Genomic DNA, 10,312 nt, shown 5'->3' with positions numbered 1-10,312 from the left:
CGTGCGTGGTGTGTCGCAGGCGCGGAATGATCAACCAGACGGCGGCAGGAGGGCTTCGGTGAGGGCGGGGAGGAGGAGGCTCAGCTGCCATTCCCGGGCGCCGAGGGTGCGCAGGGTCTCGGCCACCGTGTCCTGCGTGATGTCTGCCGGGGGTTGCCAGGCGAGACGACGGATCGAGTCGGGGGCGATCAGGTTCTCCGGCGGCAGCCGGTGCTCGCCGGCGACCCGGACCACCACCTCCCGGCTGCGGGACAGTCGCCCGGCCGCCACCGGGTCCCGCTCCGCCCAGCGGTGCGGCGGGGGTGGCCCCTCCACCACCGGACTCACCGGCAGCGCCTCCTCCGGCAACTGCCGGGCGTCGTCGAGGGCCGCCAGCCAGGTACGCGCCAGCCGGCGCACCGACCGGCCGCCGAAGCCGGGCAGGGTGAGCAGGGTTTTCTCGTCCTTCGGATCCAGTTCCGCGGCGGCGACGATCGCCGAGTCGGGCAGCACCCGCCCCGGTGCGGCATCCCGCCGGGCGGCGATCTGGTCCCGCGCATACCACAGGGAACGCACCCGGGCCTGGGCGCGCGCCCCGCGTACCCGGTGGATGCCGGAGGTGCGCCGCCACGGCTCCGCCCGGACCCGGGGCGGGCGGGCACCGTTGCGGACCAGCGCCGCGAACTCCTCGGCCGCCCACTCCGACTTGCCCTGGCGGGCCAGCTCCTCGTCCAGGGCGTCGCGCAGGTCCACCAGCAGCTCCACGTCCAGCGCGGCGTAGGTCAACCAGGACTCCGGCAGCGGACGGGTCGACCAGTCCGCCGCCGAGTGGTGCTTCTCCAGGGTGTAGCCGAGCAGCTGCTCGGTGAGCGCGGCCAGGCCGACCCGCTCGAAGCCGGCCAGCCGGGCGGCCAGCTCGGTGTCGAAGAGCCGCCGGGGACGCAGCCCCACCTCGGCGAGACAGGCGAGATCCTGGCTGGCGGCGTGCAGTACCCACTCGGTGTCGGCGATCGCGGCGTCGAGCGCGGACAAATCGGGCAGCGGCAGCGGATCGATCAGCGCTGTGCCGGCACCTTCGCGGCGTAACTGCACCAGGTAGGCGCGCTGGCTGTAGCGGTAGCCCGAGGCGCGTTCGGCGTCCAGGGCCACCGGGCCGGTGCCCGCGGCGAAGCGGGCCACGACCTCGTCGAGATCGCCGGGGGCGGCCACCGGTTGGGGGGTGCCGTCGCGGGGCGCGGTCAACGGCACGGGGCCGCCGCTGGGCTGGTCGGTCCCCGCGTCCTGCGGACCCGGCGTGGCCGAGGGTGGGGCTTCTCCCGTACGGCTTTCGGCGGCCCGACGGCGCAGGGGTGGTTCGTCGGTCACCTGACAACCCTAGTGCGCCGCGCGATCTCGTGTGCGTAGCCGGTCCGCCGTGTGTCGGCCGAGTGTCCGCCCCCGGAACTGACGGTGACAGCCGCGTCGGGCGCGATGATCGACCGGGGGACGGCTCAGGCGGTGGCGGGACGGCGCTCGGACAGCGCGGTCACCCCCGGCGGGGGCAGGCCCGCCGTCGAGGCCAGCAACGCGCACCAGGCCTCCAGGTGCGGGCCCAGGTCGGCGTCGAGCGGCGTCCACGAGGCCCGGATCTCGATGTCCCCCACCGCGGGCGGGCCGGCCAGCTGCCCGAACCTCGTCGACATGGTCTGGGTGATCGTTCCGCCGGCCGCCCGGTGCCGGGCGTCGTACGCCTCCAGCGCGTCGGTCAGCCAGGTCCAGCCCACCCCGGGCAGCAACGGGTCGGCGGCCAGGTCGACCTCCAACTCCGCCGTGACGTAGGTGACCAGCCGCAGGGTGCCCCGCCATGCCTCGTGCCCGGCCGGATCGTGCAGCAACACCAGCCGGCCGGTGGCGACCTCGTCCTCGTCGCGCAGCACCGCCGCGGACAGGGCGAAGGCGTACGGGGCCAGCCGTTGGGGGGCGCCGACCTCCTCCAGTTCGATCTCGGCCCGGGGAGTCACCGACCGCAGCCCGGCGACCGCGCGGGCGAAGATCTCCGGGAGCGCGATCGGGGGGGCCATGACGGCAGCCTATGCCGCCGCCGACCCGCCCGCCGGCAGCGGCACGCCGAAGGCCGCCGCGCCAGGGCCGGACGGCCCGGCTGGGGAGAGTCACAAAAGGCGGCGCTGCCGGCTCCGGCTCCCGACCCCCGTGGCACGATGGCGACGATGACCACCGACACCACGGGCACTGCCGCCCGAGACGGAGACCTCCGCCGCGGCGGACCGGCCGACTCACCCTTCGTCCGGGCCTGCCGCCGCGAGCCCGGGCCGCACACCCCGGTCTGGTTCATGCGCCAGGCCGGCCGGTCACTGCCGGAGTACCGCAAGATCCGGGCCAACGTGGGGATGCTGGAGTCCTGCCGGCGGCCCGAACTGGTCGCCGAGATCACCCTCCAGCCGGTTCGCCGGCACAAGGTCGACGCCGCGATCCTGTTCAGCGACATCGTGGTCCCGGTCGCGGCGGCCGGCGTCGACCTGGACATCGTGGCCGGCACCGGGCCGGTGGTGGCCCAGCCGGTACGCACCGCCGCCGACGTCGAGCGGATCCGACCGATCGGCCGCGACGAGGTGTCCTACGTGGACGAGGCGGTCCGGCTGCTCGTCGCCGAGCTGGGCGACACCCCGCTGATCGGGTTCGCCGGTGCCCCGTTCACCCTGGCCAGCTACCTGGTCGAGGGTGGGCCGTCGCGTACCCACGCGAAGACCAAGGCGCTGATGCACGGCCAGCCGGAGCTGTGGCACGCCCTCTGCGCCCGGCTCGCCGACGTGACGCTGGCGTTCCTGCGGGTACAGGTCGACGCCGGGGTCTCCGCGGTGCAGCTCTTCGACTCCTGGGCCGGGGCGCTCTCCGAGGCCGACTACCGCCGCTACGTGCTGCCGCACTCGGCCAGCGTCCTCGCCGGGCTGGCCGACGACTGCTCCGGGTCGCGGCGCGGCGACAGACGCGCCGAGCCGGAGCGGTCGCAGACCGTACCCCGGATCCACTTCGGGGTGGGCACCGCCGAACTGCTCGGCGCGATGGGCGAGGCCGGCGCCGACGTCGTCGGCGTGGACTGGCGTACCCCGCTCGACGTCGCCACCCGACGGATCGGGTCGGACAAGGCGGTGCAGGGCAACCTCGACCCGACCCTGCTGCTCGCCGGATGGCCGGTGGTCGAGGCCGAGGTACGGCGGATCCTCGCGCAGGGCCGCGCCGCCCCCGGCCACGTGTTCAACCTCGGTCACGGCGTCCTGCCGGAGACCGACCCCGACGTGCTGACCCGGGTGGTCGCGCTGGTGCACGAGGTCTCCGCGCGACCGACCGAATAGGGAAGGACGACGATGCGGCGACCGTGGCGGATCGCGGTGGTCGGCGGCGGGATCAGCGGGCTGGCCGCCGCCGTCCGGTTGCGCGACCGGGCCCCCGCCGGCACCGAGATCACCGTGTACGAGCAGTCCGGCGTGCTCGGCGGCAAGCTGCGCACCGGTGAGCTGGCCGGCGCGACGGTCGAGTTCGGCGCCGAATCGTTCCTCATGCGCGACCCCGCCACCGGCGGCGACTCCGCCGCGGTGACCCTGGTCCACCGGCTGGGCCTGGCCGACCGGATCGTCCACCCGAGCGTCGGGCAGGCCGCGCTCGTGATCGACGCCGGGCTGCGCCCCATCCCGGGCGGCACGCTGATGGGCGTACCCGGGGATCTCGCGGTGGTGGCCGGGGTCGCCGAGGTGGACGCGGCGGCCGACCGGGACGCCGGCCGTCCACTGCTCGGTCCGGACGAGGACGTGGCCGTCGGCGCGCTGGTCCGCCCCCGGCTCGGCGACCAGGTGGTGGACCGGTTGGTCGACCCGCTGCTGGGCGGGGTGTACGCCGGCCGCGCCGACGACCTGTCGCTGGCCACCACCATGCCCGCGCTGGCCCGCGCGGCGCGCGTCGCGCACACCCTGACCGGGGCGGTACGGTCGGCGCAGGCCGGCTTCGCGCGGACCGCGCCGACCGGCGGCCCCCGCCCGATCTTCGGCACCCTGGCCGGCGGGATGGGCACCCTGGTCGAGGCGGCCACCCGGGCCAGCGGGGCGACGATCCGCCGCAACGCCGCGGTACGCGAACTGAAGCCGACGGCCGACGGCTGGCGGCTCACCGTCGGCCCGACCCGCGACCCGGAGTACGTCGAGGCGGACGCGGTCGTGCTCACCGCGCCGGCCCGGCCCACCGCCCGGTTGCTCGCCGACGTCGCCCCCGAGGCCGCCGCCACGGTCGGCCGGCTGGACTACGCCAGCGTCGCCCTGGTCACCCTCGCCCTGCCCGCACCACCACTGCCCCGGCTCTCCGGTTTCCTCGTGCCGGCCAGCGAGGGCCTACTGGTCAAGGCCGCCACGTTCTTCACCACCAAGTGGGGGCACCTGGCCCGGCCGGACGGGCTCGCGTTGGTCCGCGCCTCCGTCGGCCGGTACGGCGACGAGACGCAGCTGCAGCTCGCCGACGCCGACCTGGTGGCCACCGTGCACCGGGAACTGTCCCGGGTGCTGGGGTCGGCGCTGCCCGCGCCGCTGGCCTCCCATGTGCAACGCTGGGGTGGGGCCCTGCCCCAGTACCTCCCGGGGCACCTGGACCGGCTCGCCGCCGCCCGGGCGGCGTTGCGCGCGCACCACCCGACGCTGGCGCTGGCCGGCGCCGGTCACGACGGGATCGGCATCCCGGTCTGCGTCCGCTCCGGCGAAACCGCTGCCGGGGAGATCATCGAAGCACTGGGAGGATCGGGTCAATGACCGAGCAGAGCAACGCGGCCCGGCTCAAGGAACTCAACGCCACCATCCGCTACACCATGTGGTCGGTCTTCCGGGCCACCAGCCCGCTGCCGTCCCTGCGGGAGAACGTCACCGGCGAGGTCGAGGCCCTCTTCGAGGAGCTGGCCGGCAAGGACGTCGTGGTCCGCGGCGTCTACGACGTGGCCGGCCTGCGCGCCGACGCGGACGTGATGATCTGGTGGCACTCGTCGTCCAGCGACGCGTTGCAGGACGCGTACCTGCGGTTGCGACGGACCACGTTGGGGCGGGCGCTCACCCCGGTCTGGTCACAGCTGGCGCTGCACCGGCCAGCCGAGTTCAACAAGAGCCACGTCCCGGCGTTCCTGGCCGACGAGACGCCCCGCCCGTACCTCTGCGTCTACCCGTTCGTCCGCTCGTACGAGTGGTATCTGCTGCCGGAGGCCGAGCGGCGCGAGCTGCTCGCCGAGCACGGGCGGATGGCCCGGGACTACCCGGACGTGCGGGCCAACACGGTCGCCTCGTTCGCCCTCGGCGACTACGAGTGGATGCTCGCCTTCGAAGCCGACGAGCTGCACCGCATCGTCGACCTGATGCGCGAGCTGCGCGGATCCCGGGCCCGCCGGCACGTCCGCGAGGAGGTGCCGTTCTACACCGGGCGGCGGCGCGCGGTGGCCGACATCGTCAACGGTCTGGTCTGACTTCGGGCGGGTGCCCCTGTCGGAATGCGGACGGCGAGCGCCTCCCGGTGCGCTGGGGGCAGCCGGCGTTGAGCGCGGACGGTAACGTGGCAGATCCATCGTGGTAACTTTTCGCGTCATCGTCAACGTCATCGTCGTTGTCGTCGCGCGGGTCGGGGAGGCCGGATGTCCCAGGTCGTCGAGTTTCCACTGACCGGTGGTGGCGCCGTCCGCGTCGAGGTGCCCGACGACGACGAGACGGTCGCCGTCGGCCGCCCGGGCGAGGTGGTCGCCCGGGCGCACGAGACCCTCGAATCCGTGCTGTCCGGGCTCCGCCCGCTGGCCGACGCGGTGCTGGCGGACCTGCGCGCCGCAGCGCAGCCGCCGGACCGGGTGAGCGTCGAGTTCGGCGTCAAGCTCTCGGCCAAGGCCGGCCTCGTGGTGGCCAGTGGCACCTCGGAGGCGAACCTCAAGGTGCAGGTCGAGTGGAACCGGGCCGGCAGCGCCGGCTGACCCGCCGGCATCGGGCGGCAGCGTGATCGGCGCGGCGTGGGGTGGCCCGCCGGGCCGGCCCGTGCCCGACGACGTGCGGCTCGCGGTGGCCGCCGTGCGGGGCGCCGACGGCCGCGTCTACGGGACCGCCTTCCTGATCGACGCGACGCGGCTGCTCACCTGCGCACATGTGGTGCGTGCCGCGCTGGGGGCCGGGTCGGGCGCCGACGAGCCGCCCGAGGGTGCCACGGTCTCGGTGGTCTTCCCCCTGGCGGAGCCGGGGCGACCGCTCACCGCGGTGGTACTGCCCCGGCACTGGCAGCCCGCCCGAGCGGACGGCTCCGGAGACCATGCCGTCCTGCAACTGCGCGCGCCGCCGCCCGCCGGGGTCCGTCCGGTCCGGCTGGCCCGCCCCGGGCAGGCCGGCACCCGCGACCGGTTCTGTCGGGTGTACGGATTTCCGCTGTTCTCCCTGGCCCAACAGCAGGGGCGGTGGTTCGAGGGGCGCCTGGTCGGGCCGGTCGGCGCCGGCCTCGTGCAGATCGTCAAGCTGACCGACTCCGGCTATCCGATCGAGCCGGGTTTCTCCGGCGCCCCGGTCTGGGACAGCCGGATCCGCTGCGTCATCGGAATGGTCGTCCGGGCGGACAAACGCGCCGAACCGCAGACGCACTACGCCGCGGGCTTCATGGTCCCGGTCCGCCGTCTGCCGCTGACCGACCGGTCCGGTCGACCCCGGGTGCTGCCCGGCTGGCGGCAGCCCTTCCCCCGCTGGCGGGAGCCGCCCGGTCCGTTCGCGCCCCGCTGGCGGGCCCGCCGACGGGTCGCGGGTTTCCTCGCGGCGCTGCTCGCCGCCGGTGCGGTCGCCGTGCCGCAGCCGCCGCCCCGGTGCGCCCCACCGGTCGAACTGCGGGTCGCCGCCGCCCCCGACGACCTGGACACCTACCAGGCGGTGGCCGCGGCGTACGAGCGGTGGCGCGCGGCGGAGACCGGGGGGTGCCGTACCACCAACGTCTTCGTCTATCCGGCCGCCGCCCGGGACGTCGCCCACGGCCTCACGCTGGGCTGGTCGGCGACGGCCGGCGCCTCCGCCACCGGCCCGGGCGGCGGACGGCCGGGCTGGTACCCGGCCGACGTCGGACCCCGACCGGACGCGTGGTTCCCCGGGGCAGACGCGCCCACCGAGGAGGTGCTGCGCCTGGGTGTGGTCCGGGCGTACGCGACGGTCGCCCGGTCGCCGCTGGTCCTCGCGGTGCCCCGGGGCCGGGTGGTGGCCCGGCGGGACGACCCGGACCGGCAGCGTGCCCTCACCTGGCCGGAACTGTTCGCCAAGGCCAGCCGCGCGCCGGGGGAGCAGCCGCTGCTGACCGGCTCCGGGCGGCGGCTGGCGGGCACCGGCTGGCAGGTGGTCCGCCCGGATCCGGGGGTGTCCCCGGAGGCCCGGATGGTCAACGTGGCGCTCTACGACGGCGCGCCCGGCGTGGCGTGGATCCGGCGGGAGGTGGAGCGGCGGTTGGAGGCCGCCCAGGACGTTCACGGGCACCCGCTGGACGGTCTCGCCGCCGTGCTGTGCCGGCAGCGGCACCTCGCGCTCGACCCGGCGGCCTCCGTGCCACCCGCGGTGATCTCCACCGAGCAGGCCCTCGTCCAGTTCAACCTCGGCGAGCGGCTCGGGCACGGCTGTACGGAGCGGGGGCGGCCACCGTGGGACCGCTCGTTGGTCGCTTTCTACCCGGAGCAGACTCCGGGAGTGGACCACCGGATCGTCCTGCTCGACTGGCCCGGTCCGGTGCAGTCCGCCGCGGCACGGGCCGCGACCGACGACTTCCTGCGCTGGCTGACCGGAAGCGGGCGCGACGTGCTGCTGGCGCGGGGTTTCCGGGTGCCCGGTCTGGACCGGGCCGGTCCGGCGCTCAGCGAGATCAACGGGGTGCTTCCCGGGTGGCTGCTGGAGAACCCGCAGTGGGAGCACGCCAGCGGCCCGGCGGCGCTGTACGCCGCCGACCGCCGCCACCGGCAGGCCCGCCGGCCGGCCCGGGTGCTGCTGGCGCTGGACACCTCCGGCTCGATGCTGGCCGACGCGGGCCGGGGCACCCGCTTCGACGTCGCGGTGGACGGCGTGGTGGCGTCCCTGGGGCAGCTCGGCGGCCGGGACGAGGTGGGCGTCTGGGCGTTCTCCACCGCGTACCGCGGGTCGGTGGCCCGGCTGCGGGTGGTGAGCCGTGCCGCCCCCGGCGGTGACCCCGCCCTGCTCGAGAGGCTGCGCGGCACCGTGCCGGCGGGTGACACCCCGCTGTACCGGACGATCGACGCGGCGGTCCGGGAGGTGCGCCGGCTCGGCGGTGCCCGGGAGGAGTACCTGCGGGCGGTCGTGGTGCTCACCGACGGGCGGGACACCGCCAGTGGTGGCCTCGTGCCCCGCCTCGACGGTGACCTGCCGGTACGCCTCTACGTGATCGCCGTGGGGGAGGCCAGCTGCGACGACCGGGGGCGGGCCGGCACCCTGCGGCAGACCGCCGGGGGCACCGGCGGGCAGTGCGTCGAGGCGGCGGCCGGCACCGTGGACCGGGCCCTCACCGGGCTGTTCCGGCAACTCTGGGAGAACGGAGCCGAGCAGTGACCGACCTGAGGCGGAGCGGTCCGTCCGCCGTCCGCACCCGCCGCTGGCGGGTGCCGTCGGGTTTCCTGTCCGGGGTGGCGGTCGGCGTGGTGTTGGGCGTGGTCGCCACCGTCGGGTGGTACGCGGCCACCCGGGAGGAGCCGCTGGAACCCGGCGAACTCGTGATCCTCAGCGGCAAGGACACCAGCCCCGGTGGGCAGCGGGAGGAACTGGTCAAGCTCTGGAACGAGCTGCACCCGCAGAGCCCGGCCCGGATCCAGCCGGCTCCGATCACCACCGATCAGCAGCACAGCGAGATGGCGGCCGTGGCGCGGGCCCAGGCCGAGCGGGCGGGGCAGCCGGGGTGGGATCCCGACGACGACGTGGACATCTACAACCTCGACGTGACCTTCACGGCCGAGTTCGCCGACGCCGGCTATCTGCGGCCCATCGACGAGTCCCGGCTCGGCGGGGGACACCTCGACGCGTTCGTTCCGGAGGTGCTCGACGGTTGCCGCTACCGGGGCTCGCTCTGGGCCCTGCCCTTCAACACCGACGCGGGGCTGCTCTTCTACCGTTCCGACCTGCTCGGCGCCGCCGGTTCCGAGCGGCGCGACTTCGACTGGGACGCGGTGATCGCGCACAGCCGCGACCTCGCCGGGGCGGGCCGGGGCGGCCAGGCACCGGTGGCGGGTTACGTGGGCCAGTTCGGGCCGTACGAGGGGTTGACCGTCAACGGCATGGAGTTGATCTGGTCCGCCGGGGTGGACCGGCTGGTCGACGAGACCGAGAACCGGGTGCTGTTCCAGCGGGAGCGCTGGGAGCGGCGGCTGCGGCAGGTGGCCGCGGCCCGGCGCGGCGGCCTGCTGGTCGGTGACGCGTTCGCCGTTCCCGGCGACGAGGGGCGCAGCCTGCGCGACTTCCAGGAGGGCCGGGCCCTGTTCATGCGCAACTGGCCGGTCAACTACCGGGCGCTGACCGCGCAGGAGGGGGAGGCGGCGTCCTCGGTGCCGTTCGAGGTGACCCGGCTGCCCGGCCCGTCGGCGTTGGGCGGCCAGAACCTCGCCATCGCCCGGCACACCGCGCAACCCCGGGCGGCGCAGGCGTTGATCGAGTTCCTGACCAGGAAGGAGGCCCAGCGCAAGCTGTTCACCCTGGGCGGTTTCGCGCCGACCCGCGCCGACGTGTACGCCGACCCGCTGCTACGGGAGCAGTTCCCGTACCTGGCGCTGCTGGAGGAGGCGGTCCGGGAGGCCCGGGTCCGGCCCCGGGTGCCGCACTACTTCGAGTTCAGCCGGGTGTTTCGGGAGGGCGTACGGTCGGCGCTGGAGGGCGACGGGCGCCTGCCGGAGAACTTCGAGACCCAGCTCAACCAGGCGCTGCGGGGCGATTGAGCCGGCCGGGGCCGTGTGGGTCACGGCCCCGGCCGGGTGGTTCAGTAGGTCGCGGCGCAGGACGGCGTCGGGTTGGTCCCGCTGCCGGAGCCGAGGAACCCGAAGGTGGTGCTGGCCCCGGCGCCCAGCGCGCCGTTGTAGTTGACGTTCTTGGCGGTCACCGCGGATCCGCTGGTGGTGAGGGTGGCGTTCCAGGCCTGGTTGACCCGCTGGCCGCTCGGGTAGGTCCAGTCCACCGTCCAGCCCTTGATCGCGGTGGCACCGGCGGTCACCGTCACTTCTCCCTGGAAACCGCCGGACCAGGTCGAGGTGACCTTGTAGGTGGCGGAGCAGCCACCGGCGGGCGGCCAGGTCGAGGTCGGCGGCGGCGAGGTGGGCGTGGGC

At 75.2% G+C, this 10,312-nt stretch carries 9 protein-coding genes; 6 read left to right on the top strand and 3 right to left on the bottom strand.

Going from position 1 to position 10,312, the window contains the following annotated elements; translation table 11 throughout:
- Positions 1-30: 30 nt before the first annotated feature.
- Positions 31-1,344 carry a ribonuclease D gene (locus tag E1182_RS25855; protein ID WP_132269992.1) on the bottom strand — a complete coding sequence of 438 codons (1,314 nt, stop codon included), beginning with the start codon at positions 1,342-1,344 and terminating at the stop codon, positions 31-33.
- Positions 1,345-1,469: 125 nt separating this feature from the next.
- Positions 1,470-2,039, bottom strand: a complete 570-nt coding sequence (locus E1182_RS25850; RefSeq protein WP_132269990.1) for a DUF3000 domain-containing protein — start codon at positions 2,037-2,039, stop codon at positions 1,470-1,472.
- Positions 2,040-2,186: 147 nt separating this feature from the next.
- Between E1182_RS25850 and hemE the strand changes: the two genes are divergently transcribed.
- From hemE to E1182_RS25820, 6 genes are all read left to right on the top strand, one after another.
- Positions 2,187-3,329, top strand: coding sequence for a uroporphyrinogen decarboxylase (gene hemE / locus E1182_RS25845; RefSeq protein WP_207921520.1), 1,143 nt, complete (start codon positions 2,187-2,189; stop codon positions 3,327-3,329).
- 12 nt (positions 3,330-3,341) lie between these two features.
- Positions 3,342-4,766 (top strand): protoporphyrinogen oxidase, encoded by a 1,425-nt coding sequence (gene hemG, locus E1182_RS25840; protein ID WP_132269985.1) that lies wholly within the window; start codon positions 3,342-3,344, stop codon positions 4,764-4,766.
- Positions 4,763-5,464 (top strand): hydrogen peroxide-dependent heme synthase, encoded by a 702-nt coding sequence (hemQ, locus tag E1182_RS25835; RefSeq protein ID WP_132269983.1) that lies wholly within the window; start codon positions 4,763-4,765, stop codon positions 5,462-5,464. Before hemG ends, hemQ begins: the two co-directional genes overlap by 4 nt.
- Positions 5,465-5,629: 165 nt before the next feature.
- The gene (locus E1182_RS25830) at positions 5,630-5,956 is read left to right on the top strand and encodes a CU044_2847 family protein (protein ID WP_132269980.1); all 327 of its coding nucleotides are present in this window, start codon (positions 5,630-5,632) and stop codon (positions 5,954-5,956) included.
- A gap of 22 nt (positions 5,957-5,978) precedes the next feature.
- On the top strand, positions 5,979-8,555 hold the full coding sequence (locus E1182_RS25825; RefSeq protein ID WP_165942716.1) for a trypsin-like peptidase domain-containing protein: 2,577 nt from the start codon (positions 5,979-5,981) through the stop codon (positions 8,553-8,555).
- Positions 8,552-9,928, top strand: coding sequence for an extracellular solute-binding protein (locus tag E1182_RS25820; RefSeq protein ID WP_132269974.1), 1,377 nt, complete (start codon positions 8,552-8,554; stop codon positions 9,926-9,928). The genes E1182_RS25825 and E1182_RS25820 overlap by 4 nt, the downstream gene beginning before the upstream one ends.
- A 41-nt stretch (positions 9,929-9,969) precedes the next feature.
- On the opposite strand, the gene E1182_RS25815 is transcribed toward E1182_RS25820, so the two are convergent.
- Positions 9,970-10,312, bottom strand: a 343-nt coding sequence (locus E1182_RS25815; protein ID WP_207921519.1) for a cellulose binding domain-containing protein, incomplete at its 5' end; no start/stop codon positions are given.

The sequence above is a fragment of the Micromonospora sp. KC721 genome, from assembly GCF_004348355.1.
GTDB lineage: Bacteria > Actinomycetota > Actinomycetes > Mycobacteriales > Micromonosporaceae > Micromonospora.
The sequence above is the reverse complement of the archived record's forward strand: the minus strand, read 5'-3'. Positions and strand labels throughout refer to the sequence as shown.